The following is a 26,273-nucleotide window of genomic DNA, read 5'->3' as shown; positions in this document are numbered from 1 at the left end:
GGCCATGTGGTGAAACGCGCGTCCAAGCCAGCTATCGGGACGATGCTGGCCAACCTGCGGCGGGAACGACATGGTCCTGGAGCGGGTGGACGAGGAGCTTCCCGGCAGTTGGTACATCCAGGTCCGGCTCCGCGAGAACAACACCTTCCAGCTCGAATACCGGGACGGCGTGCTGGGCTGCACTACCAGACACTGACTATTTCCCAGGAGAAGGCCCTCGGGGCGCTGCTCGGCTGGGCTAGCGCGAAGCCGGGCTGGCGGACGGCTTCATGTGGAACAACATCGGTGAGCAGTTCGGCTCCAGCTACAGTGACAGCCGGAGCCGTCCGGCGGCGCGGAGCCGTCGACTGGTCCGGAACTGGTCTGACCAGGGTGGTCAAGGTTCGATGGCACGAACCGCACAGTGGTCCAACTTCAGTGGCAATCGGTCAAGGATCAGTGGCACGGGACAACCAGACCGCCGAGCACCACCACCAGGAGAAGGCCAGCCCCGGGACAGCGGCCAGGACTACCGGCACCTAGTGCTGTGACCGGGAGGTCCACCGTGATCGGAAGGCGGCTCGCGGGACGAGCGCACGCGCAACAGCTGGTATTACTGGGGCATGCAGGAAGAGACGGCACGCTCCGCGATCGACACGTTCATCTCCGCGTTTAACGCCTCGGACGACAGCTATGTGACCGCCCTGCTCTCCCAGGCCCTGACCTCAGACGTGGTCTTCTGGGGGCCGTTGGGTCGCATCGAAGGAATCGCGGCGGTCGAGCGGTTCGTGCTGGACATCCGGCGCCACCCGGCGGGGACCGGCACGATGGTGCGCTGCTCAGCGGTGGACATGCCTGACGAGTGGGCCCGGTACCAATGGGTCTTCACCACGCCGGACGGAGGCCCCCGCCTGGCGGGAACGGACATCGTCCATCTGCGCGCGGAGCCTCCATCGACCAGGTCTCGTCTTTGCAGGGGAGATCGAGCCGTCCGCCTCCTGAGTCGTCCTTCTGTCGCTGTCCTTCTCGTGAACTTGTCCCTTTCGGCACTCCGGGGCTGCGGTTCGCGGTCGGTCAGGCTGCGGCGTTGAGGGGGCGTCCGCCCCAGCGGATGCCCTTCTCGCTGCGGATGCGGGCGCGTTCCTTGCGATCAGGGCGGCAAGTACGTCGGGGTGGCGGGCGTTGGCGTTGCGCCGGCACGGGTAGCGGTGCAGTGCCCGGGTTTGCGTGGGGTGGCTGCGGTGATGGGAGTTGGCCAGGGCGAACTGCCGCAGCGGGACGGCGGCGCCCGGCAAGCGGGCAGGCGGGGGCGCAGCCCGGCCGGAGCAGGCAACAGCAGGCCCGGAACGACGGCACCCGGCCCAGACCACACCGGCCGCCACCACCCCGACAACCGGCACCGCGCGACACCCAGCCCGGCCCACCAAGCCGAACAGCGCCCCCGCCACCACCCCAGCCCCGCAATTCCGACCCCAATTCAGACCACCACCGGCAACCAATCCGCCAAAACAACCGAACGAAATACCCGGCGGAATTCACACCCGAATGCACGCCCACATCACCCACCGGCCCCCAAGCAGACCGACCTGACCCCCACCTCCAACCAACCACCACACACAGTCACCAACCCAGCCGCCACCCACCGGACACCCCCCAACAAGCACGATCAAAGGTCCAGACGACCCGGCGGGCGAGGCCATTCCACGCCCCACAACACCCACAGGTCACGCCCGGTCCTTCGCCGGGTAGAGCCTCGCGTGCAGCACCCGCGCCTCCCACCACGGATCGTCCGGAGCGCAGACCAGCCCGGCCACCGGCTCCCGCTTGGTCGGGACCGGCAACACCAGCAGGCCCAGCTCCTCCACCTCCCGGTCGCTGACGCACTGCGGGCACTCCAACCGGCCCAGGCCGGCCGTCCCGGTCAGTTCCAGCGGCGAGCCGGCTCCCCGCCGATAGACCCCCGGCACGACCAACACGGCCGCAGCACGGCGTTCGCCTCTCGGGTAGCCTCCAGCCGCACCTGGGCCTCGGCCTCCCGCCCCAGGCGCTCCGTGTGTTTCCTGGTGGCAGGGCCAGCAGCGGCCGCCGGGCCGACGGGTCCACTCCTGCCGTCCCTGGGGGCCGTACTCCAGGGTGCTCTCCTGCTTCGGCACGTTGCCGCGTTCGTGCAGGCGAGCGTCTGCATCAGCTCGCGGTGGGGGCTGGGCGGCAGCGTCGGCCAGGCGGCGGTGGGCGACATCGGTGGTCCGGTGAGCGTGGTAGGCGGCCTCGGCGGCGCGGTCGGCGACATCCCGGCGGTGGCTCTCACGACACAGCGCGTCCTGCAGGACGGTATCGAAGGCGGGGTCGTAGCGCTCGGCTCGGGTCTCGGCGGTGTGGTCGCGTACGCGCTGCCACTCGGCGCGGACGGCGGCCGCGGTAGCGGCACCGGTCTCGTCCCCAGCGTCGGTGTGCCGGGTCGGCGGTGCGCTGGTCATCCCGGGCCCGGTGCAGCGCCTGCTGGGGGTTCTCCAGGGTCATCCCGGCCGCCCGGCGGCGGACCCGGCCACGGACATCGCCGAGCGGCCCGTGCTCCCGGCCGCCGAGCGCAGCCCCTCAACGTCCCGGCCAGGCGGCGTGGAGGCGGGGTCGGCGGGATGCTGGGGCGAGGACTGATACAGAGAGGTGTCCAAATGAAAGCGATCGTGGTGATGGACCAGGCCGCGGGAACGGCCGGGATGACGCTACGGAGCAGCCCCGGCCGGAGCCGGCGATAAACGATGTCGTCGTTCAGATTCATGCGTCGGGATTCGTCCCAACCGAGATGGCGTGGCCCTCGACATGGACCGATCGCCTCGACCGCGACCGAACACCGTCGATCCCCGGACATGAGCTGGCCGGAGTGGTCACCGCCCTCGGCTACGGCACGGCGGGTCTCCTCGGTGGACAGCGCGTGTTCGGCCTCACCGACTGGTATCGCGACGGCACCCTCGCCGAGTACGCGGCCGTCGAGGCACGCAACCTCGCGCCGTTGCCGGGCGACGTCGACTTCACCGTGGGCGCGAGCCTGCCGATCTCAGGCCTCACCGCGTGGCAGGGACTGTTCCAGTACGGCCACCTCCAGGCGGGGCAAAGCGTCCTCGCGCACGGCGCGGCCGGCGCGGTCGGGACGATGGTGACGCAGCTCGCACGAGAGGCCGGCGCCCACGTCATCGGCACCGGACGTGCCGCTGACCGTCAGAAGGCACTCGACTTCGCGCAATGGAGTTTGTCGACCTCGACAACGACACCCTGGAAGACGTCGGCGAAGTCGACCTGGTCTTCGACGTCATCGGCGGCGACATCCAGAAGCGATCCGCAGGCCTGATCCGGGCCGGAGGGACACTGATAACCGTCGTCGGGCCGCCTGAGGCGCGGCCCGCCCACGGCCTGGCGATCGACTTCGTTGTCGAGTCCGATCGTGCCCAACTGGGTGAGATCGTCCAGCGGGTGCGGGAGGGACGACTGCGCACGAACATCGGCAACGTCGCGACCCTCGACGATGCCGTCGCCGCCCTCAACCCGACCGAGCGACGCCAGGGAAAGACGATCATCCGCATTCGTCCGTGAGGACTCGGGAACAGCGCGGGCCTTCCGTCCTCGTAGACCAGCAGCAGCCGCGTAGCGATGTCAACGACATCGGCTTCCCGTTCCAGCCGTTCCTCGCGTTCCGGTGACAGGACCAGCAGCAACCGCCAGGCCGGCGCTCGACGGCCACCGGGCCGGCGCTTCCACTGACGGCCACCGGGGCGGCGCTTCCACTGACGGCCGATCTCGTAGACCTTGGCAGCATGACGATCCCCGTCACGGGAGCAGATGATGTCTGAGGCATGGACTTGGCGGTACGTGGTGCCGGTGGCGAAGGAGGCCGGCCTGACTCGCAAGTGGCAGGTGTTCCTGCCTGGCGGCGGACAACGGTGACCAGGCACTGTCGGAGCTCCAGTCCCGGCGCCTCGATGCGGCGATGGAGGTGTTCGCCGTCAAGGCGTTCATCGTGCCGGCGAGTGGCTTCCGGGTGTGGAACTCACCTCATAGAGCTGGGAGTCCGCCGGCAGAAGGCTCCGGACGCGTCGGCCGCCCTCGTGCGGTGGAGCGTGATGCCCCCGGAGCACGTCGCCTTCGCCCCCCACAAGGTGAGCCGCTGAACGCGGACTGGGCGTACGTCGGACGGATCGACTCTGACATCGCGGGCCGGACCATGGCCGAGGTCCTGTAGGAGACCGTCCCGACCATGCGGCGGCTGCTCGACCGCAGCAAGCTGTGGGCGGAGATCAGCCGGCCCGGCTTCAACTTCCACCGTGGGCAGCCGCCCGGCTGGGCCCGGATGATTTCCGGGTCGACGAGGCTTCACCGGCCGAACTGGACGAGTTGGTCGGCCAGGTCGAGACGGGCTGTCCGGTCGTGGACGAGTTCATCGCCCGGGCCCGGACCCGGGCAGCCGAACACACCGGGTAACGAGGGTGGTCGGCCGCAACCCCGGCCGGGCGCAGCCGGATCGGTGACCGCTCGGTATGGCACCTCCAGTGGCACAACCGGCCCAGGTCAAAGACTCCGCGGCGCCCACTCACACGCCCTGCATCGCTGGTCGTACAGGGCGGCCGGGTACGAGCGGCCGTCCCGGCCTGGACGGGCCGGGGCGGCCGGGGGTGCGGGAGGGGTCAGCCCGTGACAGTCCCGGCACGCCGGTGGACCGTGACATCCTCGGCGTAGGGGGCGGCGAAGGCATCGATGTCGTGGCTGTTGTACTCGGCGAGCTGCTGCTCGACCACGTCGCGCGGTTCGGTCATGTGGGTGAGCATTCCTTGTCTTGCGCGGAGTTCAGGCGGCCAGGCGGCGGGTGGCGAGTTCGGCGTAGAGCGTGGCGCCGTCGGGGAGCACCGCGTCGTCGAACTGCGCGTAGGGCGAGTGATTGGGCGGCAGGTCCTCGGCGTTGCTCCCCTTCGGGGCGGCGCCGAGCCACGCGAAGGAGCCTGGAACGGCGTCCAGTACCCGGGAGAAGTCCTCCGACACGGTCGCCGGGTTCGGCAGCGTCCGGAAGCGTTCCTCGCCGAAGACCTCCCGGACGGTGTCCGCCAGGAAGTCGGTCTCGGCCGCGTCGGTCACGGTCACCGGGTACCCGGCGATGTACTCGACCTCCGCCCGCAGGCCGTGGGCGGCCGCGATGGCCCGGACCAGCTCCACCGTGGTGTCGGCGACCCTGGACTGCGCCTGGGCGGAGAAGGTGCGCACGGTCGCCTCGAAGCGGGCGGTCTCGGGGATCACGTTGCGCTGGGTGCCGGCCTGGAGCAGCCCGACGGTGACCACCGCCGGGTCGAACACGTCGAACTGGCGGGTCACCATGGTCTGCAGGGCGGTGACCATCTCGCAGGCCACCGGGATGGGGTCCTTCGCCCTGTGCGGCATCGAGCCGTGGCCGCCCGTACCGTGGACGGTGACGTTCAGCGAGCCGGAGGCGGCCGTGATCGGTCCGCGCCGGGAGGTGAACTCCCCATGCGGCATGGCCGAGGCGACGTGCAAGGCGTAGGCGGCGACCGGGTGTTGGCCGGCCGTGTCCAGCACGCCCTCGGCCAGCATGGCGCCGGCTCCGTCGAATCCCTCCTCGCCCGGCTGGAACATGAAGATGACGTCGCCGTGCAGTTGCTCGCGCCGGGCGGCCAGCAGGTGTGCGGCACCCGCGAGCATGGTGGTGTGCAGGTCGTGTCCGCAGGCGTGCATGGCGCCGTTCTCGGCGGCGAACGGCAGCGGGGCCTTCTCGGCGACCGGCAGGCCGTCCATGTCGCCGCGCAGCAGCACCGCCGGCCCCGGTCGCCCGCCGCGCAGCACCGCGGTGACCGAACTCAGCGCGGAGCCCTGGCTCACCTCCAGCGGCAGCCCGTCGAGGGCCTGCAGCACCCGCTCCTGGGTGCGCGGCAGCTGGAAGCCCAACTCGGGAAACCGGTGAAGGTCGTGGCGCAGCCGGACCAGATCCGGGGCCAGAGCGAGAGCGTCATCGTGCAAGGACACAGGTGCCTCCGTCGAACCCGCGTGCGGCGGGAACTTGTGCAGAACGATCTTGTTCCGTGATTCTGGATCTCGTCGCGGGAGTTTCCCGCGATTTCGCAGGATCACGCCATGAGGAGGCCCTCCGATGAACGATTCCACCGGCAGTCGACGGTGACCGGCGCCGAGGTGACGGTGGATGAGCTGGACCTCGCCCTGGTGAACGCGATGCAGTTGCAACCGCGGGCGCCCTGGTCGCTGCTCGGCCAGACCCTCGGGATCAGCCCGGTCACCGCCGCCCGCCGCTGGCGCCGGCTCTCGCAGGCCGGGATCGCCTGGGTGACCGCCTACGGCCTGCCGCACCCCGAGGACCGCGGGTGCGTCGCCTACCTCGACCTCGACTGCGCTCCCGACCGGCTCCGGCGGATCGCCGACGACCTGGCCGAGGACCCGCACGTGATGAGCATCGAACACGTCTCCCAGGGCTGCGACCTCGCCGTCACCGCGGCCTTCACCGACCTGGCGATGGTCTCCCGGTACACCACCGAACGGCTCGGCCGGCTCCCCGGGATCAACGCCGTCCGCGCCCACCTGGCGACCGGCTTCTACGCCGAGGGGATCCGCTGGCGACTGGACTCACTGGACCCCGCCCAGCGCGAGGAACTCCACGACGATCACCCGGCCGGCGACGGGCCACCGTCCGGAGTACGAGCTGAAGTCCGGGAACAAGACCGGGAATTGCTCATCAGACTAAGCGTCAACGGCCGCCTCGACCAGGCCGAGCTGGCCACCGCCACCGGGCTCAGCCCCTCCACACTGCGCCGCCGCCTCGACCGGCTGGCCACTTCCGACGCGATCCGCTTCCGCTGCGAGATCGCCGCCCGCGACGCCGGACGGCCGGTCCTGGCGACCTTCCGGGCCGACCTTCCCCCGGACCGACTCGACGAGATCGGCCCCCAGCTCGCCAGACTCCCCGAGATCCGGTTGTGCGTGTCCGTCACCGGCACGCACAACCTCATCCTCTCCGTCTGGCAGCGCTCCCTCGCCGACGTCCAGCGACTGGAAACCGCACTCGCCCGCAGGTTCCCCGACCTGCGGGTGGCCGAGCGCCGCATCTCGCTGCGCACCGTGAAACGGATGGGCCGGATCCTCGACGCGCACGGACGCGCGGTCCGCGCCGTGCCGATGGACATCTGGCGGGACCCGGTCCCGGCCTCCTGATACTCCAGCCGTAGACCGTGATCTTGCCGGCGGGGGCCGCTGCGGGAACGCGAACGGCCACCGCTGTGCGCGGAGTTCCAATACCCGACTCCACTATCAAACCCGACGCCTGACGAGGTCATCACCCACATTCCGGCTCACCATGAACGGCAGCGCACCGAACAGGCCGAGCCACCCGCCCCGACGGCGCCCGGCTACCACCCCAAGGTGCCGGCCACCCTGTTCCGCGCCGCGACTCCCAGCCGGGGGCAGCGGTGACCGCTTGGCGCGGTGAGGCAGATACTCGGGCGCTCCGCCAAACCGGCCTCCCCGGGGCAGGGGGCCGGACCTCACGCCTGGCCCGGGTGCCCGGCGGGGTCGTCAGCCGGGCAGCCCCGGGAGGACCGGGCCGGATTCGTAGGCGATCACCACGGTGTGGGTGCGGTTCTGCGCGCCGAGCTTGGTCAGGATGTTCCCGACGTGGGTCTTGACGGTCTCCGGGCTGACGGTGAGCGCGTGGGCGATGTCGGGGTTGGAGCGTCCGGTGGCCATCAGCCAGAGCACGGCCTCCTCACGGAGTGTCAGGCCGGCGTCCGGCGGGGCCTTCGCGGAGTCCAGCGGGCGGGCGGTGACCATCCGGCGCAGGTCGGCCGGGAAAAGGATCTCCTCCCCCGCCGCGACGGTCCGAACGGCCTGGGCGATGCGGGGCACGGGGAGGCGTTCGAGCGCGAACCCGCTGGCCCCGGCGCCGGGCGCGGCGGTGACGTGGCCGTCGTTCTCGAACGTGGTGATCACCATGGCCTTGGGCGGGTCCGGTACTTCCGCGAGGATCCGCCGGGTCGCCTCGATGCCGTCGCAGCGCGGCATCCGCACGTCCATCGGCGCCACGTCCGGCCGCAGCCGCCGGGCCCCTTCGACCGCTTCGGGGCCGTCGGCGGCCTCGCCGACCACGGTGATCCCGGGCTGCGCCGCGAGCAGGACGCGCAGGCCGCTGCGGGTCACCGCGTCGTCGGCGGCGATCAGCAGCGTGGCGCTCATGCGGGAGTCCGGACGGGGAGGCGGGCCTCCAGGACCCAGCGCCGGCGCCGGCCGGCCCGGCCCGGAACTCGCCGTGCAGCAGGCGCACCCGTTCGGCGAGGCCCGGGAGTCCGTGGCCGGAGGTCGGGAAGGCCGCCCGCCCGCTCCGGCCGCGGCCGGTCCGGTTGGCCACGCCCAGGGCCAGGCCGTCGAGCGAGAGCGCCGCCGTGACGCGGATCGGACCGTCCGCGCCGTGCCGCAGCGCGTTCGTCACCCCTTCCTGGAGGATCCCGGTAGGCCGCCCGCGACAGCGCCGCCGGCACCCGGGCCAGGTCGCCTGACAGGTCGGGCTCGACCACCGTGCCCGTGTGCCGCAGCCGGTCGAGCAGTTCGGGCAGGTCGGTCGGCGTCCGGGCGGGTGCCGTGCCCGCGGCCTCCTCGCGCAGCACGCCCAGGACGTAGTCGAGGTCCTCCGAGGCGGCCCGGGTCGACTCCTCGATGCCGCGCAGGGCGGCCCGGGCGGCCATTGGATCGCTGGTGAGCACTTCGCCGACCACCGCCGCCTGGATGGTGGCCGCCGTCAGGGTGTGTCCGATCGGGTCGTGCAACTCCCGGGCCAGCCGGTTGCGTTCGGCCAGCCGCCGTTCCCGCGCGGCCGCCGGCGCGAGCCGTTCGGCCGGGGAGGGGCCGAGCAGGCGCGGTGCCAGTCGGCGCAGGACGCCCGACACCGCCACGCACACCAGCGCCGCCGGCAGCACGCACAGCAGGGCCGCCGCCCAGCTCGCCCAGCCGTCCCCGGAGCGCAGCGTCCGGCCGAACAGCGACAGTTTCGCCTCGTCGCCGAGCCGGCGCCCCGGCAGGGCCGGCGCCGCCAGCAGCAGGTTGGCCGTCAACGTCGCGCTCCAGCCCGCGGCGACGTGCAGCAGCAGCCACAGCGGGGTCCGCCGCCAGTCCACGCCGGGCGGCCCGGCCGACTCCGGCAGCGGCGCGGCCAGCAGGCGGCGGGCCCCCGCGATCAGCACCCGCCCGGTGGTGCGGGCCAGCCCGGCCGCGGCGATCAGCCCCGCCCACACCACCGGCACCAGCGCGGCCCGCACCCCGTACGGGCCGGACTCCCGCAGCAGCGCGGGCAGCACGGCGAACGGCAGCAGCACCGTGCTCGCCGCCGCGCCGGGGAACGCGAACAGCACGCCCGTGTATGTGGAGCCGCGTAGCAACGGCCGGATTCCCCAGGTCATGGACGCCGAGTATGACGTCCCGCACCCCCGGCCTCCTCCCCCGATCGGGGGAGCGCGGTTTCCCTCCCGCCCGGGAGGCGGGCACGGGGCGCCGTGTTCCAGGATCGGTCAGGCCCGGAGCGACCGGGCCGATCACGGAAGGACAGCGGATGCACGCCCCTGGAACGACGGCCGCCCGGCCCGCAGCAGCACGCGACACCCCGGCGACGGCGGCCGTGGCGCTGGGCACGCTCGGCCTGTTCACCTCGTTCGCGGTCGTCGGCGCCCTGTTCGGCGCCGCCGGCCTGATCACGGGCACCATCGCCCTGCGAGCGTCCGGACGCACCGGCACCGGCCGGGGCCGCGCGCTCGTCGGCCTGCTGCTCTCGCTCGCCACGATCGCGCTGTCCGTCCTGGCCGCCGCCTTCATCGCCTGGTACGCGAACCACACCCAGGAGTGCTACCGCCCCGACGGCCTCCACCAGTACGTCCAGTGCGTCCGCCGCAACCTCTCCGGGCACTGACCGCGCCGGAAACCCCGGCGAACACCAAACCACACACACCATCAGAGGTGACATTCCATGAACTCACGTACACCGCTTGGGTTCCACGTCCTGCGTCGCAGGACGACTCACGCTGCCGTCGCCGTGACCCTCGGGGCCCTCGCCCTCGGCACGCTCGCCCCGTCCGCCGACGCCGCCCCGGGGGCCGCCAGGCCGGACGCCACCCAGCAGCGTCTGAACGCAATGGTGAGCCCCGATCACGTGCCTGGCGCTCTGGCCGCCGTCCGTGACCAGGCCGGCCACACCCGTACCTATGCCGCGGGCGTCGGGGACCTGGCCACCGGTGCGAAGGTGCCCCGGGACAGCCAGGTGCGGATCGCCAGCGTCACCAAGACGTTCACCGCGGTGGTCGTGCTGCAACTGGTCGGCGAGGGCAGGATCCGCCTCGATGACCCGGTCGAGACCTACCTGCCCGGCCTCCTGCGCGGGCAAGGTATCGACGGGCGCCACATTACGGTGCGTCAACTCCTGCAGCACACCAGCGGACTTCCCGACTACGAGGACGACGTCACCGACGACATCCTCCAGCGCCGCTACCTCTCTCCCCGCGACACCCTGGACATCGCGCTGCGACACGAAGCCGTCTTCGCCCCGGGAACGAGTTGGGGGTACAGCAACACGAACTACCTGGTGGCCGGGATGATCGTGGAAAAGGTCACCGGACAGCCCCTTGCCGAGGAGGTCGACAAGCGCATCACCGAGAAGATCGGGCTGCGCCGCACCTACCTCCCCGCCCCCGCCGAGACCACCCTTCGAGGGCCCCACCCCCACGGCTACCACAAGGACGGCCCAAACGGATCGCTGCGTGATGTCACCGAGATCGACCCCTCCGCGGCCTGGGCGGCGGGCGCGATGGTCTCCACCAGCTCCGACCTCACCCGGTTCTTCTCCGAGCTCATGAAGGAAGGCCACCTCCTCAGCGGCCCCGAGCTCGAGCAGATGCGCACCACCGTCCCCACGGGCATGCCCGGCTACGACTACGGACTGGGGATCATGAGGACACAGCTGTCGTGCCACAAGACCGTCTGGTGGCACAACGGCAGCATCCCCGGCTACGGAACCTGGAGCGCCGCCACCGACGACGGACGCGCCGCCAGCGTCACGATGACCGCCGACCCGACCAGCATGGCGGACCTGCAGCCGGCCGAGGATGCCGTCGACGCGGCCCTGTGCGGCTGAACCACGCCTGCCTGAGAACCGCCGGCGCGCTGGGGAACTCGACCGGCGTCGTTTGAGCGGACCCGCAGAGGCGCCCGTGCACCGGGCCGGCACGGCAACGGTATTCAAAAGACGACGAAGGCATAGGCCGTCGAAAGCGGTTTCCAGGGATCGCTGCAACACGTGGTCGCTTGTTCAGGCCGCGAGCAGTTCGGACAGACGCTCGGCTGGGATCTCCCAGCCGAGCGGGCTCCGCCCCGAACAGTGGACACTTCTGAGCTTGACTCTGTCGGGGATCTTGGAGTTCCCGGTGTGCCCGCCTGATCAGCGGGCATGCTCCGGGCTGATCGAAGACCCTGTCGTTGTCGAGGTGTCAGTTGTCGCTCCGTCCCCGTTCCGGTGAGCAAATCCCGCCTCTGACCGCGCAGATCGCGCGGGCGAGCAACCCAGGCGGTACGACGGCGATGTGGGTGATAGACCGGCTGGACGGGCTGTGGCGCGACGACGACTTCGCGGGCTGGTACCCGCGGGACGGACGCTCAGGCATCTCGCCCGCCCAGCTGGCGACCGTGTGTGTGCTGCAGTTCCTGCTCGGCCTGTCGGACCGGCAAGCGGCGGAAGCGGTCCGCTGCCGCATCGACTTCAAGTACGCCATGGCCATGGAACTGGACGATCCCGGCTTCCACCACAGCGTGCTGGCCGACTTCCGCGAGCGCCTGGTGCTGGACGACCGCGCCGACCGCCTGCTCGATCTGGCACTCGCGCGCCTGAAGGAGGCCGGACTCGTACGCGAGCGCACCACGCAGCGCACCGACTCGACCCACGTCCTGGCCGCAGTGCGCGAATTGACTCGGCTGGAACTGGTCACCGAGGCGGTCCGTGCCGCGCTGGAAGAAGTGGCCCGCACCGCTTCGCACCTGCTGACCGGCCTGGTCGACGAGGAGTGGGGGCGCCGCTACGGCCGTCCGGTCCGTCTGGGCAAGAACCCCACCCGGCCCAAGACCAGGATCATCACCGCCGGCGACGATGCCTGCCGTTTGCTGGAGCACCTCCATCGGCACGGGCCGGGCTACCGGCCCGGCCTACAGGCCGAGGCCCTGCGACAGATCGTCGTGCAGAACTACTACCGCGACGCGGCGGGCCGCCTGCGCTGGCGTACCGCCGCCGACGGTGGCCTGCCGCCCTCGGCGGCAGCGATCGTCTCCCCCTACGACACGACAGCGCGCTACGTCCGTCACGGGCACATCATCAGCTGGAAGGGCTTCGCCGCGCATGTCACCGAGACGTGTGCCTCCGACAGCGTCAACGTGATCACGGACGTGGCCACCACCTCGGCGGCCACGAACGACGGCCAGGCCCTGCCCGGCATCCACACCCGCCTGGCGCGTCGTGCGCTGCTGCCCGCCGAGCACTTGGTCGACGGTGGCTACACCTCGCTGGTCCACCTGGAACGAGCCGCCCGTGAACATGGGGTCACCGTCAGCGGGCCGCTTCCCGGCAACCCCACACGCCAGCACCGCCGAGGCGAGGGCTTCGACCGGGACGACTTCCACATCGACTTCGACCGCCAACAGGTCACCTGCCCGAACGGCCAGGTCAGCGCCGGCTGGCACGGCCCTTACCCGACCTCTTCACCCACTGCGGCCCCGCTGATCGTGGCGCGGTTCGCCAAGGGGCAGTGCCAGCCGTGTCCGGACCGTCCCCGCTGCACCAGCTCCAGCGACGCCCGGAACGTGGGCTTCCCGCCACGAGAGCTCCGCGATCTGCAAATCCGGGTCCGCGCCGAGCAGCAGACGGCCGTCTGGAAGGCCCGCTACGCGGTCCGCTCCGGTATCGAGGGCACGATCAACGAGTTCGCTCACGGGCACGGCATGCGCCGCTGCCGCTACCGAGGAACTCCCGTCACCGAGACCGCCGACCGCCTACCAAACCTTCCTGGACGAGAACGACATCCCCCGGCTGAAGTCCTGGCGGACCCTCGGTACGTGAGCCCGATCGTCCAAGATCCCCGACAGAGTCAAGCTCAGAGGTGAATTCCGCAGGGGAGCAGCAGAAGCACTCATATGCCGGAGAGCGGCCCCCGTAGTTCCCACCTAGGGTACGACAGTGAAGATCCAACGAATTGGATCTTCACTGTCCTGCGCCGACGAAGGAGGAAAGCATGGCAGGCAAGGCTAGCGTCGTGTTCGCCCACGGCTTGTGGGCTGATGGCTCCTGCTTCGCAAAGCTCATCCCCACACTCCAGGGCGAGGGGCGCGAGGTCTTCGTCTCACAGCACGGCCTCGACTCGCTCGAAGGCGACGTTGCCTGCGTCACTCGCGCGATCAACCACGTGCCCGGCCCGGTCGTGCTCGTGGGCCACTCCTACGGCGGCACGCTGATCACCAAGGCGGGCGTGCACGACCGGGTGGGCGCTTTGGTGTACATCTGCGCGCTCGCCCCGGATGACGACGAGACCTCGCAGCAGCACCTGGACGCATTTCCTAGCTCGCCGGTTTTCGAGCACCTCGAGGTGGCCGACAACCGCATCTACCTCAAGGAGTCGGTATCGGCCACTTCTGCGGTGATCTGCCGCTGGAGGAACAGAAGCTCGTGCTGGCGACCGCTAACCCGCCGATCGCGGACCTCTTCGACCAGCAGGTTCCCGGCAACGCCTGGCGAGCCAAGCCGAGCTGGTACATCGTGGGCCTCCAGGACCGCACGGTGAACCCGGACCGGGAGCGCGCTTCCGCCGAACGTATGAAGGCCACGACCGTCAGCCTCGACAGCAGCCACGTCCCGATGCTCTCACAGCCCAAGGCCGTCCTCGACGTCATCCGCAACGCCGCGAAGACCCTGGAGTAAGGCCGAGGACCGCGAGGCCGCCACCAGGGGAAATGGCCTGGGACCGTCCTAGCGAAACGGTCGAAACCGGACACGCTGGGACGAGGCTGGGACACACCCGGGACAGCCCCTGTCCCAGCCCCGCGGATCGGCCGCCGAGCCCGTCCCACCACCGTTCGACTGTCCTGTGACAGATGATCCCGGCCGTTTGCCAAGCGATCTTGACCGCCGGACTATCAGCGGCAGATCCCGTAGCCATTGCGGGCTGGCTGCCTGCGTCGCTCACCGGTCGGGCGAGTCACCACGACGTCGCCGTCCTCGTACGAGACCCGGTCGCCCGCCGCGACGAACACCGGCCTGTCCAGTCCGACATGGAAGTCGGAGTGAAGCGGGAACTCACTGAGTAGCAGCATTCGCGGCATTGGGGTGGCTCCGTCGAAATTCACACGCATGGATCGAGCGCCCCGGAGGATCCGGTGCGGCCGCGACAGGTTTCCGGCCCTTCTCAACGTGCCGTGTCTCCGGCCGCCTCGGGCGACGGGACACGGAGCGGTCAGGCGGTGCGCCGGCGCCGCCGGGCGTAGGCGGCCGTGATGACGGCGACCAGCGGTCCCCACAGCAGAAGCGGCGCGTAGCAGGCATCATAATCCAGGCGGCCACGCCCTGGGGAGCCCGGGGGCTGCCCACGGAGGCGGGCAGCTTGGCCCAGAACATCGGCACCGTCACCGCCATCACCGCGAATGCGCCCAGGGCCGCCGGGGCGGCGGGCCCACTGCTCGCGGCCGTCGGGGCCATACTCCCAGGTGCTCTCCTCCTTCGGCACCTGGCCGCAGTCGGCGCAAGCCAGAGTCCGCATCAGCTCGCGGTGCGCCTGACGGGCCTTCTTCTCCCTCTCCTTCTGGCGCTGGTCGTAGGCGGCACGGCTGTTCGGATTGTCCAACGCCTCGATCAGGGAGTGCCGGCCGATGCTCGGTGCGGTGGCTCGTGAGCGGTGATGCCGTAGGCCGGCAGCCGGGCCGGACGACCCCGGCTGCCCGTCCACCCGGACGGTGTGTCAGAGGATGGCGAGCCTGTCCACCAGCAGCTCCACCCTCCGCTCGGCCTCCGCCCGCGGCAGCCGGCCCGCCCGGGTCAGGGTGGCCAGCCCGTGCAGGGCCGCCCAGAACACCTCGGTGAACAGTCCCGGGTCAACGCCGTCCCCGGCGACATCGCCCAGGCTTTCCATCAGGGCGGCGAAGCCGTCCTTCAGCGGCTCCGGGGTGTCCTCGGCCGCGAAGGCCAGGCCGCCATCGAGCTGGAACATGGCGTCGTAGACCGCCGGGTTGCGTTCGGCGAAGTCGAGGTAGGCGCGGGCCAGGGCGGTGACCCGGGCGCGAGGGCCGTCCGCGGCCCAGGTCGCGGCCCGCAGCGCCGCGGCCATCTCGGCGGCACCCTCCAGGGCGACGGCGCCGATGATCTCGCGCTTGCCGCGGAAATGGCTGTAGAGGACGGGCTGGCTGTATTCGATGCGCTCGGCGAGCCGGCGGGTGGTGACCGCGTCCCAGCCCTGCTGCTCGGCGAGTTCGCGGGCCGTCGCCACGATGAGGCGCTCGCGGTCCGCCCGTTCGCGCTGCTTGCGTTCCTGTACCGACATAACCCGATCCTAGCATCGCTAGACAAGCGAGCATCAGAAGCATTAGCGTTGACTCATCAGCTAGCACTGCTAGATCCCGGGAGGATCATCATGCTCAACGCACTCGAGGTCTTCACCACCGTGGTCGTCGGTCTGATGGTGGGGGTGGAGTTCTCCGTCGCCTTCGTCATGAACCCGATCTTCAACGCCCTCCCCGAGGACAGTGACCAACTCGCCCGCGCCCACGGGGGCCGGATGCTCGGCGCCGTGATGCCGGTCTGGTACATCGGTTCGCTCGTCCTCGCCGCGCTCTGGGCCGTCGCCGGATGGCATCACCACGGCACCGGCCTGGTCGTCACCGCCGGCGCGCTGCTGATCCTGAGCGTGGTCATGTCGATCCTGCTGCTCGTCCCGATCAACAACCAGGGCAAGACCTGGACCCCCGAGAACCGGCCCGCCGACTGGAAGGAGCAGATGAACCGCTGGGACCGGTTCCACTACGCCCGCGTCGCCGTCATCATCGCCGCCTTCGCCCTACTGGTCGCCGCCCTCGCCTGAGCCCGCGGGCCAAGATCGCGCAGGCGGCGCGCACTCCCCCACTCCGCAGGCGGTAACCGACGATTCGCACGGAACCACACCGCCCTCGGGACCCGGGACCCCCTTCTACCGGGGGTCCTTCCTCATGGGACGCGGGCCCGCCAGCTGCCTTTGGCAGTCCCAACCTCACACCGCGCCTCGGCCGCGAACCGCTCAACCGCCAGCCGGATTTGGGTGACAACAAGCGCGGCAACTGGCGCCAGGTACAACAGTCTTGGCCCATCGGTGACAACTATCCGGTTCCACCGCAACGAAGCCGCCAGCTCAGGGCCCATAGCTGGTGACGACCAGTGTGTCCCGGCACAGCGGTACGCGCGTGGGGGTGGTCAGCGCCACTGGTAGGACGTACCGGTCATCGCCGGGAGCAGCACCGGGCCGCCCGCGGCGGTGTCGGGCCGGGCAGCTTGGTCGAGGACGGCACCGATGGCCGGGTACAGGTCGAGGCCGGCCGCGTCGGCCACCGGCAGCCGCACCACCGGCGCCTGGGCTGGGTCGTCCTGCTCAGCCGTGGCGACGGCCCGGTTAAGGGGAAGTTGTCGTACCGATCGCGGGGCTTGTCGATCGAACGGGAGTCTTGCTCGGGTGATCGCGGCCGGTGCCGGGCGTGCGAAGGCCCAGTCGGCCTGCCGGGCGATCTTGCGCGCTTTGACCGGGAACCGCCGCGGCTACTCATTGATCACCAGCGGGAAGCTGACATTCCGGTACCCGGCTACTTGGGCCCCTCCGTCGCCGTGGCGCTGGCACAGACGGGGTGGGTGCGGGCGGCGTAGGAGCGGGCGGCCACGATGAGGCCGATACCCAGACCGCCGAATGCCAGGCCGCCGAACTCGACAAACCAGGTGATCCCCGAGCTGGTGGTGAACGGCGGGGACGGCTTGATCTTGGGTAGCACACCGGCAGCCATGAGCGGCGCCATGATGAGGAGGGCGGCCCCGTACATCGTCAGTGGGATACCGGTCAGCCAGGCCGGGATCAACGGCAGCAGGCGCGGGACCCGTCGTCCGGACAAGAACAGCGTCCAGCGGGGAAACACCTGCCCCCACACGTACAGCAGCCCCAGCAGCAGGAAGATCCCGACCATCGCGGCCAGCACGGTCACATCGATCCCCGCCGACGCGGTTGCCTTCGACGGCCCCGACGCGCCGACGCTCGTCGTCCTCTGCCAGTCATCGCCCGCGACGCCGAGCGCGTTGCCGCCCAGCGTCCAGATGGTCTTGGCTCCCGCCCACGGCAGGAGTCCGCCCATGAGCAGGTACACCGCGACGCGGGTCCGCCCCGGGGCTCGGGAGGCGGCTGGGTGGGCAAGCGGGCCGTCGGCTGCGCCGACGTGCGGCCGCCCGCATCGCGGGCAGTCTCCGCGCAGCCGTCGGCGGTACGACAAACCGACGAGGAGCAGGAGGGCGGCGCCGACCGTGTTCAGCAGCACCTGGGCCAGCCCGGTGGCGCTCTCGATCCCCGAGAGCGTCGCAATTGTCACGAAATAGATCGGCAGCCCGTTCATTCCCACGACGAACACCGGGAGCGCCACGATCAGTGCCGTCGCCACCGCGACCCGGCCGAGCTTGGCGAGCATTCGGGTGCTGGCCAGGCAGGCGCCGCCGGCCAGGAGCGCGAGGGCTGCCAGGAAGAGCTGGACCCCCGGCGCGTACGCGGAGTGCTCCTTCCATTGCACGGTGGTGTCCGTCACCGCCCAGGTGACCTCGACAGCGGCGTACAACACGCCCCACACCGCAGCGACCATGGGCGCCCACACAGGCCACCGCCGCCACCACAACATCCGCCCCGCGCTTGCAGTCGGCGGCTTAGGAACGCCACCTACCTCCGAGTTCGCAGGAACAACCACCATGACCCCCGTATATCCGGATTGCCGACGCTCCAAGATTCCGCGTCACCCGCGCCGATCACATCCATCCCACGGATCATCCGGCCTCCCCCGCGCGGGGGAAGGCCGGATCGTGAGTGTCAGCCCGGCCGGAGGATTAGGGAAAGAACTCCCCGTCCTGCATGGCACGTTGATCCGCCTCCAGGTCGAGCGCCTGCCCGGCGACCGCGACCCGAAACCGGTCTGACTGTGGTGCTCGGCCACCGGCGCCGCGCCAGCGGACGTGAACCGCTGGTGGCAATCATTCCTGCGACGCTTCGACCTGGAACACACCTTCCGACTCATGAAACAGACACCCGGCTGGACCGCCCTGAGGTTCCCCCGAGGTGCGGAAGGTTGCCGGAGATGGCCTGATGGGCCATGAGTGGACGTTAAGTCCGTTTCTGGTAGCGGCCTCGTCCGGGTTGGGTGAGGAAGCCTTGGCGGGTGAGGCGTCCGAGGCGGCTGCGGGTGATGTTGACGGACGCCTCGTCGGTGGGCATGCCGAGGAGGTCGTGCAGCTCGCGTGCCCGGAATGCCTGGTCGGGGTGCTGGTTGAAGGCATTCACGATGGCCTGGTAGGTGGTGTTCGTCTCGGGTGGTTCGGATTCGGTTCCCGCCGGCGTGACCTCCGCGATGATCTTTCGGGCGGTGGCCAGGTCTGTGAGCCGCGCTTCGGTCTCGGTCAGGTCGGCGGCGATCAAGGTGCCGTTCGTCTGCTCCACCACCCACCGTTTCGGCTGCGGGACGAAGCCCTTGCCCTGGTCGGCCGGGTTGCGGCGGACGACTTCGACGTCGATGTCCAGCAGTGCACCGTGGATGACGACCTCGTCCTTGAAGCCCTGGTCCACCAGGGCCTTCTCCAGACGCATCCCGCACCGTTCGGCGGCCTGGTCGAGCAGGGCAGTGCCGGCGGTGTTGTCGTGAGCGGAGGCGGCCAGGACGACGACACCGATGATCAGCCCCATGACGTCGACAGCCAGTCCCCGCTTGCGGCCCGACACCTTCTTGTTCGCGTCCAGTCCCGTCGTGGTCTTCGGAACACCGGCGGCCGCGCGGACGGACTGGGTGTCGATGATCACGAGGGACGGGTCCTCTAATCGGCGGGCCCTCTCCCGGACCTGGCAGCGCAGGAGTTCCTGGATCCGCTGGTCGAGCCCGTCCTGGCGCCACAGGCCGAAGTAGTAGAACACCGCTGACCAGGACGGCAGGTCATGGGGCAGGTAGCGCCACTGACAGCCCGTCCGGTTCTGGTAGAAGACCGCGTTCACGATCTCCCGCAGGTCGCAGGACCCCGGGTCCCCGGTCGCCGACCGCGCCACCCGGTCCTGCTTCCAGGCAGTGATCATCGGCTCGATCAACGCCCACTGCTCGTCCGATAAGTCGCTCGGATACGCCCGTCTGTCCATGCGCCGCAGAACATCACCCGAACCCCGACGGGCACGCCAGTACGGTCGAGGTTCACACGAACGAGCGATCACAAGCCGAGAGAAAAGGGACTTAACATCCACTTAGAGGGCATTTGGTGAGAGTAGTTTGCCCTTTATGTCCTAGTAGGTTCCTTGCCAGGTTGGTGTGGTCTCGTCCGTTATGCGCTTGGTGAGGTTGTCGATCGAGGCGATGTGGATCATGGCTTCTGAGCTGGCCGGGAGGGTCTCGTAGTCGCGGGCAAGGCGGCGGCGCTGCATGATCCATCCCAGAGTCCGTTCGACCACCCACCGTCTTTTCACCACGTGGAATCCGGGTACGTCGGACTTCCGGTGGACGACCTCGACGTCGATACCCAGGCTTGCGCCGTGCTCGATCATGGCGTTCTTGAAGCGTCGACCCAGCTCTTGGAGATGCTCGGATAGGTCTTCTTGGCCTGGTTGAGGAGGCGTATTCCCAGGGCGTTCTCGGACAGGCTTGCGGCGGTGACGGTGACGGCGAGGATGAGTCCGATGGTGTCGGTGAGGATGCCCCTCTTCCGGCCGACGATTTTCTTCGCGGCGTCGGTTCCCTGGCTGGTCAGGGGCACGTTGGTGGAGGTCTTCACGCTCTGGGTGTCGATGACCGAGGCGGTCGGCTCGGGTTTGCGGCCTTCCTTTACGCGGGCGAGTCCGGTGAGGTCGTAGTTGAGTTGGGCGAAGATATCCTCGTCGCGCCAGGCGGCGTAGTAGGCGTAGACGGTGCCGTGGTTGGGGAAGTCGTGCGGGAGGTACTTCCAGGGGATTCCGGTGCGGTTGACGTAGAGGATGGCGTTGAAGACGTCGCGCAGGTCGACCTTCGCCGGCTGGCCGGTTGGTCTGCGGTCGAGTCGGGCCTTTCTCCATGCCGCCAGAATCGGCTCAATGAGGGCCCATCGGGCGTCGGACAGGTCGCTCGGGTACGGCTTGTGCTCGGTCATGACACAGCGTCAGCACGGACGGGGCGGAGCGTCCCGTTCCACTGTCCGTTGGGCGTTTCTGTGACTTCTTCAAACCAGACGGACTTCAAGGCATGGATGCGGGCGAGACGGACAGCCGATCCTCTGATCGGAGGAAGGACGCTACTCACCTATCGGGCATAACGGCGCCAAATCGTCAGACCTATAAGGCATTTAAAGGATTAGACATGCCAAAACGCCCACTGAGACCACATAGGCCCGGGCTCGCTGCCCGGGCCAGCAGCGATCGGACGACGACGGAGTCGACGGCGACGACCCGGTCCGCGTCCGGGGGTGCCGGGCGGCTCAGGGCGCGTACCGGCACACCGTGACGCCGCTCTTCGCTCCGCAGCCCATCTTGCTGTAGCTAGGGTTGATCATGTTGTAGTAGTGACCCCAGCGGTAGTATCCCGCCTGGTTGGCGTACGGGTCATGGTTGGGATCGGAGTCGTAGGCGCTCTTCTCGCCGGCCCACTGCCCCGTGGCCTGGCTCGGCCCGGCGCCCGACATGTTCTCAGCGGCGTTGCTTATCGGCGCGTGGTGCAAGGAGCCGCCCGCAGTGGATGCCGGGTTGTCAGCCCAGGACTGTGCCGCGGAGGCAAGCCCGCCGTCCCAGGTCAGACCTGACTGGCCGGCCTGGGCGCGAACGCTGTTGGTCTCGGAGAGGATGGCCTGTTGGTCGCCGGGGCTGATCTGGGCGGGGAACTCCGCCGCATGGGAGACGGTCGCGGTGGCAACCGTCGCCAGCATCATGCCTCCGGTCATCAGCGCCGTCGCGAAGATGTTCGCGGCGCGATGGTGTACCCGAGTTGGATTTCTCATTGCGACCCCCTGGTCGCACAGAAAGCAGCAGCAAGTGCCGGCGCGGACCACGGCCGTCACGGAAGCGGGCCGCACGCCTGGCTCATGCGATGGCCAGGACGCCATCGGCGACAAATCGCTCTGTCCGGCGGCCACATGACCGCCGTCAATAGCACCAGCGTATGTCCAGGACGTCTCCGCGGCGACCGAAGAAGCCGCTGAGACTTCTCTGTGCAGCCGGTGATCGAGGCTCTGCGCTTCGTAGCCTCGAATCCGCCCCGGCCAACCGACTTTCCCAGACGGCGATTTCTGCGAACTCGTCGCGGTTTCAAGTCAGGAGCTCCCGCGAATCGGACTCCGGCGCCTTTGGCCGTTTCACGCCGCGTCCGGCAGCGGAGCGCCTCCGCACGCCCGCCCCGCGTCGACCTCATGCAGGTTCCCGCATATCTGCAAGTCACCTTTCCCGGACCAAGAGTTGGTCAAATCAGCACACTGCCGAGATGTGCTCCGCCGTCGGCCGGGCGCACACTCCGCCCCGGATGTTCCTCGCCCCGGATACGTCAAGCAGCCCTGGCCGACGCCTACTTGTTCCGGCGCGACTGCTCGTGCCGGACGGCACCGAGGAGCACGGCGACCGCCGCACCGACCAGGGACAGCGCCGGAGCGGGGTTCACGAACGAGGGGACGAACTCGATGCCGTACCCATCGCTCCAGCTACGGCCGGAGCTCAGCGACAGCAGGCTGCCCTTGGGAAGCACCTCGGACTCCGCCGGGTCGCCGTACCGAGCCGGTCCGCACACCCGCGGCTCGTCCTCGACCCGCCGGCAGCCCTTCAACAGCCCGAAGGCGTACAGCGCGGCCGCGGCAGCGAAGCAGCCCACAGCGGCGTCCCGCCAGGCACTCATGGGTGTCGCAACCCGCAGGCCGCCACGCCGCACCATGGCGGCGCACAGGTGCACCAGCAGGGCGGTGGCCGCCGCGGCCAGGAACAGGGCGGTGAGCATCGTCAGGCCGGGACTCCGGCGGTCTCCTCGGCCAGCACGAGGAGGTCGCCGGGGGCGCGTCGGGTCTCGGTCAGTTGCGGCGTTCCGGCTTCCGCAGTGGCGAACGCCGGACCGCCGAGGCCCCGTTTGACGGGCCCCGGCGGCGTGTTGCTGACCGGTACGCAGGCACTGCGAGCTGATCCCGTACCGGCGCGCGACCGCCCGCACGATCGGGTGGCGGCGCCTGGCGGTCTCCTTCGCCGACTCGTGACTGTCCACCATGACGGGTCGACACGGCTCACGGCCCTCGGCGTTGGTGACAGTCCACCAGCGCGTGAGCTCGCCGGGGGCGTCCTCGGCTTCAACGCGGCGCCACGCGGCCTCGAGGTCGAGCACCGCGACGTACTCGGCGGCCTGGGGGCGGCTGAAGCGCAGCGAGCCGTTGGCCGTGGTCCGGCAGGCGGGCTCGTGCCAGGTGGTCCGGACGGCCATCCCTCCCGGGGTGAGGTGTTCGCTGGACCAGGCCCGGCAGCACCCGCCGACCGGCCGCGCCAGGGCCGGCGGCCTGGCGGCTCGGGCCGGATGCTCGGCATCGCCCGGCTGCACAACCTCGCCCTCGCGGGGTAACTCCCGCCCCATACGAGACCAGAGAGGCCCAAGGGAGGTGGCTCCCCACCTCCCCGGCTCGGAGAATGTTCAGTCGATACAGAACTCGTTGCCCTCGATGTCCAGCATCGGGATGCACGACTCGTTTTCCTCATCGGCGTACAGCGTCCGCACGTGGGTCGCACCGAGCGCGACCAGTCGTGCGCACTCGGCTTCGAGCGTGGCGAGGCGCTCGTCCCCCACGAGCCCGGTACCGACCCGGACGTCGAGATGCACCCGATTCTTAACGATCTTGCCTTCGGGGACGCGCTGGAAGTACAGGCGCGGGCCCACACCTGAGGGATCACTGCAGGCGAACCATGATCCCTGCTTCTCAGGAGGCAGGGTGCGGTTGAAATCGTCCCAGGTGGTGAACCCCTCCGGTGGCGGCGGCATGACGTACCCCAACACTTCACACCAGAAGCGAGCGAGGCGCTCAGGTTCTGCGCAGTCAAAGGTGACCTGGAACTTCTTGATCGCTGACATCGGCGCACCATACCGCGTACCAGGGGGACCCTGCCGCTCATTTCCCCAGCAGGATCCGCCCGTCACCCGTCGCATCCTGCGCCGCCTTGGACACCAAAAACAGCGTGTTCGTCAAACAGCCGACGGGCCGAGCATGCGGTTGAACAGGTTGCGCTGGGCGGCGGCATGCCAGTCCCCGTGGTCGTCACGGCGGCGCCGGTAGTGGGCCTTGGCACCAGGTGGGGCGGTGATGGCCCAGAGGTAGCCGACGTGGTTGAGCCGGTCGTTCTCCACCCAGCGGCGGATGATGCTGGACTTCTTGCCGGAGGCTCGGGTGACGGGTGAGGCGCCGGCGTAGGCCTTGAAGCCGCGGGCGTCGGCGAACCGCTAGCGGTCGTCTCATAACCCCACTCCCGGAGACCGTGGCCCCGATTCAGTGCTTTCGCTAGCGTTCAGCTCCGACGGCAAGACCCCTGGCCACCGGAAACGACGACATGACGACTGTCCGGCTGTGGAAGCTCACTTGAGGGCGCCGCTCGACGTGCCCTGCCCGAGTTCTACCGACAGGGCTGGCACCGGTCCACTATGAGCTCCCCGACCCACGGCACCGCCACCTGGTGAACACCGCGGTCAGTTGGCGACGTGGGCCGCGGTCATCCCGCCGTCCTCAGGCCAGCGGGATGTTCAGGACCTCCTGAAACTCAGCCCGCGCGGACGAACTCCATGTTGATCGAGTACATGAACCGGCCGACCTGCACGCACTCCCAGCCGACGGCTTCGACGGCCCACCGCCTCTGTGACGCCACCATCAGCAACGGCGACGCCGACGGGGATTTCGGCGGAGGCATCGCCAACTTCGGGACGCTCACCGTCACCGACAGCCGGATCCGCGACAACCGCGGCAACTTCTCCGGAGGCATCGGCGCTGTCACCGGCACCACGACCACGATCGCCGACAGCATGATCACCGGCAATCACGCAGTGCACAACGGCGGCGGCGTGGCCAACGACGGCGACATGACCATCAGCCGCAGCCGGATCATCGACAACTCCGCCGACCAACTGGGCGGTGGCGTCGCCAACGACGGCACGCTGCGCATCGACGACAGCAATCTCAACGAGAACCAGGCCGGGACCGGCGGCGGCGGGCTCACGACCTTCGGCAACGTGACGGTCACGGTCGTCCGCAGCAACATCAACAACAACCAGTCCGCCGTTGCCCCCGGCGGCGTCTACAACAACGGCAGTTCCGTGACCCTCATCGGAAGCCGGGTCAACGGCAACAGCCCCACCAACTGCCTCGGTAGCCCGACCGCGGTGGCCGGCTGCTCGGGTTGATCCCCGACCGTGCCCGAAACGCCCCGGCCGGCGGCGGCGCCTCGGGCTGGTGGGGCTGACTTCCCATCTGTACGTCCTTCAGCCAGGCGCCGATCGCTGAGACCAACCCTGTGTGGGCAGCTGCTGCTGACGGGGGCACCCTCAAGATCACGGACAGGTGCAACCCGGACCCTGGCCACCACGGGTCCACCGGGCCGAACTCGCGAACGCTATGGATGCCGCGCCGAGGAGGCGCCCCGCACAGCCGACGCGGGCCCGCCCTGCCCGCGCTACGCATGGCCGCCCTCCTCGACCCCGCACGGCTCCGGCGCTCAACATCACCCTGGCATTACGGCAGACCCAAGATCATTCACGGAAGCGCGGTCGGAACCCCGAGTTTCCCCACCCCGCGCTGAGTGGGGGGACGGACCTGCTGGTCTTGGTGCCCCAGCGGACGCCCTCCACTCGGGAAGCTGCGATGGGACCCCGAGTAGCTCTGCGTAGTGTTCCGACTCCGTGGCATCCGGACACGGAGCCTCCGTAAAAACCCGTTGGGCGGACCACGGTGACCACTGCTAATCTTCCGGAGGCCGTGCAAGAGGACGAGGAGGTGGTACCCGTGAACGTATTCACGTGGGTGCTCTCCTCCGGGGTCACGGTCGGGCGATAGGTCGTCCGGGAGCGCCGTCTCTGAGCACTCCCGAAAGGCACGACCATGCACTTCACTTCTGAACAGCGCCTCGACGGCGGCGTCCTCGAACGCGAATTCACCCTCGGTGAGGTCCCAGGCGTCCTGTGGACACCCGGATCCGCGTCCGCACCGGCGCCGCTGATCCTTCTCGGCCACCCTCCCCTCGGGCTGCGCAAGATGTACCCCCGACTGGTGGCGCGGGCCCGGCACGCTGCGGCAGAGGGCTTCGCGACGGCCACCATCGAGCTCCCCGGGAGCGGCGACCGGCCTCGTTGGCCCGCCGTAGAGCAGGCCCGCGCTGACCTGCGGCGGGCGATGGAGGCCGGCGATCCGGTCAGCGACGAGATCGTCGACGCCCTCATCCTTCCGCTGGTCGACAAGGCGGTCCCGGAATGGCAGGCCGCCCTGGACGCCCTCCTTACGCTGCCCGAGATCGGCGGCCCGGTCGGGTACTCGGGGGGAGTGATCTCCATCGGGATCCGGCTGGCGGTGGTTGAGCCGCGCATCGCGGCCGCCAGTCTGTTCGCCGGTAGTTTCGTGCCTCGCGCCATGTTCGAGGAGGCCCGCCAGGTCACCATTCCGCTGCACGTTCTGCTGCAGTGGGACGACGAAGGGAACGACCGACAGGCGGCCCTGGACCTGTTCGACGCCTTCGGCTCCAAGGCAAAATCCCTGCACGCCAACATGGGCGGGCACACCGGCGTCCCGCAGTTCGCAGGGGACGCCGCGACCCGGTTCTTCACCCGGCATCTGCGCTAGCCACCGGCCGGCCCCGCCGTCGGGCCGGCAGCAGACGGTAGGCGGCGCCGGGCAGGACACCGCTCATCGAGGACAGGTCCCGGCCCTTCTCGATGGCAGTGGCCAGCAGATGCACAACCGCCCCGACCGGCCAGTACCGGCCGGTCGGGGCGGCGCTCGGCCACCAACGCCACGGCGATCCTTC

Annotated in this window: 23 protein-coding genes and 7 pseudogenes; 13 read left to right on the top strand and 17 right to left on the bottom strand. The window is 69.7% G+C overall.

Translation table 11 applies throughout. From position 1 onward, the window contains the following. The first annotated feature begins 70 nt into the window (after positions 1-70). Both ACSMTC_RS39440 and ACSMTC_RS39435 read left to right on the top strand, forming a co-directional pair. A complete protein-coding gene (locus ACSMTC_RS39440) occupies positions 71-196 on the top strand; it encodes a hypothetical protein (protein WP_436564560.1) in 126 nt (41 codons plus the stop codon). Between the two features lie 406 nt (positions 197-602). Continuing rightward, a pseudogene (locus ACSMTC_RS39435) lies at positions 603-981 on the top strand (nuclear transport factor 2 family protein). 72 nt (positions 982-1,053) lie between these two features. Here the strand turns inward: ACSMTC_RS39435 and ACSMTC_RS39430 are convergent. Beyond that, positions 1,054-1,256, bottom strand: a pseudogene (locus tag ACSMTC_RS39430) (IS630 family transposase); the annotation flags it as partial. Between the two features lie 447 nt (positions 1,257-1,703). Beyond that, the gene (locus ACSMTC_RS39425) at positions 1,704-2,456 is read right to left on the bottom strand and encodes a hypothetical protein (protein ID WP_436564559.1); all 753 of its coding nucleotides are present in this window, start codon (positions 2,454-2,456) and stop codon (positions 1,704-1,706) included. A 195-nt stretch (positions 2,457-2,651) separates the two neighbouring features. Here ACSMTC_RS39425 and ACSMTC_RS39420 point away from each other — a divergent pair. After that, a pseudogene (locus ACSMTC_RS39420) lies at positions 2,652-3,567 on the top strand (NADP-dependent oxidoreductase). Positions 3,568-4,655: 1,088 nt separating this feature from the next. Here the strand turns inward: ACSMTC_RS39420 and ACSMTC_RS39415 are convergent. Both ACSMTC_RS39415 and ACSMTC_RS39410 read right to left on the bottom strand, forming a co-directional pair. Next, complete coding sequence (locus ACSMTC_RS39415; RefSeq protein ID WP_436557563.1) at positions 4,656-4,784, bottom strand: hypothetical protein; 129 nt, start codon at positions 4,782-4,784, stop codon at positions 4,656-4,658. 31 nt (positions 4,785-4,815) lie between these two features. Continuing rightward, positions 4,816-6,000: a M20 metallopeptidase family protein gene (locus tag ACSMTC_RS39410; protein WP_436557564.1), complete on the bottom strand. Its 1,185-nt coding sequence runs from the start codon at positions 5,998-6,000 to the stop codon at positions 4,816-4,818. A gap of 108 nt (positions 6,001-6,108) precedes the next feature. Here ACSMTC_RS39410 and ACSMTC_RS39405 point away from each other — a divergent pair, with 108 nt between their 5' ends. Then, positions 6,109-7,197 carry an Lrp/AsnC family transcriptional regulator gene (locus ACSMTC_RS39405; protein WP_436557565.1) on the top strand — a complete coding sequence of 363 codons (1,089 nt, stop codon included), beginning with the start codon at positions 6,109-6,111 and terminating at the stop codon, positions 7,195-7,197. Positions 7,198-7,557: 360 nt separating this feature from the next. On the opposite strand, the gene ACSMTC_RS39400 is transcribed toward ACSMTC_RS39405, so the two are convergent. Together ACSMTC_RS39400 and ACSMTC_RS39395 are read right to left on the bottom strand one after the other, a co-directional pair. Continuing rightward, positions 7,558-8,214: a response regulator transcription factor gene (locus tag ACSMTC_RS39400; protein WP_436557566.1), complete on the bottom strand. Its 657-nt coding sequence runs from the start codon at positions 8,212-8,214 to the stop codon at positions 7,558-7,560. Beyond that, the gene (locus ACSMTC_RS39395) at positions 8,211-9,431 is read right to left on the bottom strand and encodes a histidine kinase (RefSeq protein ID WP_436557567.1); all 1,221 of its coding nucleotides are present in this window, start codon (positions 9,429-9,431) and stop codon (positions 8,211-8,213) included. The genes ACSMTC_RS39400 and ACSMTC_RS39395 overlap by 4 nt, the downstream gene beginning before the upstream one ends. 149 nt (positions 9,432-9,580) lie before the next feature. On the opposite strand from ACSMTC_RS39395, the gene ACSMTC_RS39390 reads away from it, so the two are divergent. From ACSMTC_RS39390 to ACSMTC_RS39370, 5 genes are all read left to right on the top strand, one after another. Next, complete coding sequence (locus ACSMTC_RS39390) at positions 9,581-9,934, top strand: DUF4190 domain-containing protein (protein ID WP_436557568.1); 354 nt, start codon at positions 9,581-9,583, stop codon at positions 9,932-9,934. Positions 9,935-9,991: 57 nt separating this feature from the next. Next, complete coding sequence (locus ACSMTC_RS39385; RefSeq protein WP_436557569.1) at positions 9,992-11,152, top strand: serine hydrolase domain-containing protein; 1,161 nt, start codon at positions 9,992-9,994, stop codon at positions 11,150-11,152. A 443-nt stretch (positions 11,153-11,595) separates the two neighbouring features. Further along, on the top strand, positions 11,596-13,164 hold the full coding sequence (locus ACSMTC_RS39380; RefSeq protein ID WP_436564558.1) for an IS1182 family transposase: 1,569 nt from the start codon (positions 11,596-11,598) through the stop codon (positions 13,162-13,164). Positions 13,165-13,292: 128 nt separating this feature from the next. Further along, on the top strand, positions 13,293-13,838 hold the full coding sequence (locus tag ACSMTC_RS39375) for an esterase/lipase family protein (protein WP_436564557.1): 546 nt from the start codon (positions 13,293-13,295) through the stop codon (positions 13,836-13,838). Beyond that, a complete protein-coding gene (locus ACSMTC_RS39370; protein WP_436564556.1) occupies positions 13,724-13,975 on the top strand; it encodes an alpha/beta fold hydrolase in 252 nt (83 codons plus the stop codon). The genes ACSMTC_RS39375 and ACSMTC_RS39370 overlap by 115 nt, the downstream gene beginning before the upstream one ends. Positions 13,976-14,190: 215 nt before the next feature. Here the strand turns inward: ACSMTC_RS39370 and ACSMTC_RS39365 are convergent, their stop codons facing one another. The 3 genes from ACSMTC_RS39365 to ACSMTC_RS39355 form a co-directional block, all read right to left on the bottom strand. Continuing rightward, entirely contained in the window at positions 14,191-14,367 is a 177-nt protein-coding gene (locus tag ACSMTC_RS39365; RefSeq protein ID WP_436564555.1) for a hypothetical protein, read from the bottom strand. A 140-nt stretch (positions 14,368-14,507) separates the two neighbouring features. Then, positions 14,508-14,894, bottom strand: coding sequence for a hypothetical protein (locus tag ACSMTC_RS39360; protein WP_436564554.1), 387 nt, complete (start codon positions 14,892-14,894; stop codon positions 14,508-14,510). A gap of 114 nt (positions 14,895-15,008) precedes the next feature. Then, positions 15,009-15,587 carry a TetR/AcrR family transcriptional regulator gene (locus ACSMTC_RS39355; RefSeq protein WP_436564553.1) on the bottom strand — a complete coding sequence of 193 codons (579 nt, stop codon included), beginning with the start codon at positions 15,585-15,587 and terminating at the stop codon, positions 15,009-15,011. A gap of 90 nt (positions 15,588-15,677) precedes the next feature. Between ACSMTC_RS39355 and ACSMTC_RS39350 the strand changes: the two genes are divergently transcribed. Then, a complete protein-coding gene (locus ACSMTC_RS39350) occupies positions 15,678-16,124 on the top strand; it encodes an anthrone oxygenase family protein (RefSeq protein WP_436564552.1) in 447 nt (148 codons plus the stop codon). Positions 16,125-16,489: 365 nt separating this feature from the next. Here ACSMTC_RS39350 and ACSMTC_RS39345 read toward each other — a convergent pair whose 3' ends face one another. Together ACSMTC_RS39345 and ACSMTC_RS39340 are read right to left on the bottom strand one after the other, a co-directional pair. After that, positions 16,490-16,636 (bottom strand): hypothetical protein, encoded by a 147-nt coding sequence (locus tag ACSMTC_RS39345; RefSeq protein WP_436564551.1) that lies wholly within the window; start codon positions 16,634-16,636, stop codon positions 16,490-16,492. Between the two features lie 236 nt (positions 16,637-16,872). Next, a complete protein-coding gene (locus ACSMTC_RS39340) occupies positions 16,873-17,904 on the bottom strand; it encodes a hypothetical protein (RefSeq protein ID WP_436564550.1) in 1,032 nt (343 codons plus the stop codon). Between the two features lie 247 nt (positions 17,905-18,151). Between ACSMTC_RS39340 and ACSMTC_RS39335 the strand changes: the two are divergent. Next, positions 18,152-18,394 (top strand): annotated as a pseudogene (locus ACSMTC_RS39335) (NF041680 family putative transposase); the annotation flags it as partial. Positions 18,395-18,722: 328 nt separating this feature from the next. Here the strand turns inward: ACSMTC_RS39335 and ACSMTC_RS39330 are convergent. The 6 genes and pseudogenes from ACSMTC_RS39330 to ACSMTC_RS39305 all read right to left on the bottom strand — a co-directional run. Beyond that, positions 18,723-19,433 (bottom strand): annotated as a pseudogene (locus ACSMTC_RS39330) (IS5 family transposase); the annotation flags it as partial. 141 nt (positions 19,434-19,574) lie between these two features. Further along, positions 19,575-20,410 (bottom strand): annotated as a pseudogene (locus ACSMTC_RS39325) (IS5 family transposase). Positions 20,411-20,734: 324 nt separating this feature from the next. Beyond that, complete coding sequence (locus ACSMTC_RS39320; protein WP_436564549.1) at positions 20,735-21,250, bottom strand: CAP domain-containing protein; 516 nt, start codon at positions 21,248-21,250, stop codon at positions 20,735-20,737. A 560-nt stretch (positions 21,251-21,810) separates the two neighbouring features. Then, positions 21,811-22,233 (bottom strand): hypothetical protein, encoded by a 423-nt coding sequence (locus tag ACSMTC_RS39315; RefSeq protein ID WP_436564548.1) that lies wholly within the window; start codon positions 22,231-22,233, stop codon positions 21,811-21,813. A 675-nt stretch (positions 22,234-22,908) separates the two neighbouring features. After that, positions 22,909-23,343 (bottom strand): VOC family protein, encoded by a 435-nt coding sequence (locus tag ACSMTC_RS39310; RefSeq protein ID WP_436564547.1) that lies wholly within the window; start codon positions 23,341-23,343, stop codon positions 22,909-22,911. Positions 23,344-23,469: 126 nt separating this feature from the next. Further along, positions 23,470-23,709, bottom strand: a pseudogene (locus tag ACSMTC_RS39305) (transposase); the annotation flags it as partial. Positions 23,710-24,045: 336 nt separating this feature from the next. Here ACSMTC_RS39305 and ACSMTC_RS39300 point away from each other — a divergent pair. Both ACSMTC_RS39300 and ACSMTC_RS39295 read left to right on the top strand, forming a co-directional pair. After that, positions 24,046-24,660 (top strand): hypothetical protein, encoded by a 615-nt coding sequence (locus tag ACSMTC_RS39300; protein ID WP_436564546.1) that lies wholly within the window; start codon positions 24,046-24,048, stop codon positions 24,658-24,660. A gap of 694 nt (positions 24,661-25,354) precedes the next feature. Further along, positions 25,355-26,089 (top strand): dienelactone hydrolase family protein, encoded by a 735-nt coding sequence (locus ACSMTC_RS39295; protein ID WP_436564545.1) that lies wholly within the window; start codon positions 25,355-25,357, stop codon positions 26,087-26,089. The last annotated feature ends 184 nt before the right edge of the window (positions 26,090-26,273 follow it).

The sequence above is a fragment of the Kitasatospora sp. HPM-01-4 genome, assembly GCF_051374625.1.
Lineage (GTDB): Bacteria > Actinomycetota > Actinomycetes > Streptomycetales > Streptomycetaceae > Kitasatospora.
This window is presented reverse-complemented; position numbering and strand designations above follow the sequence as displayed.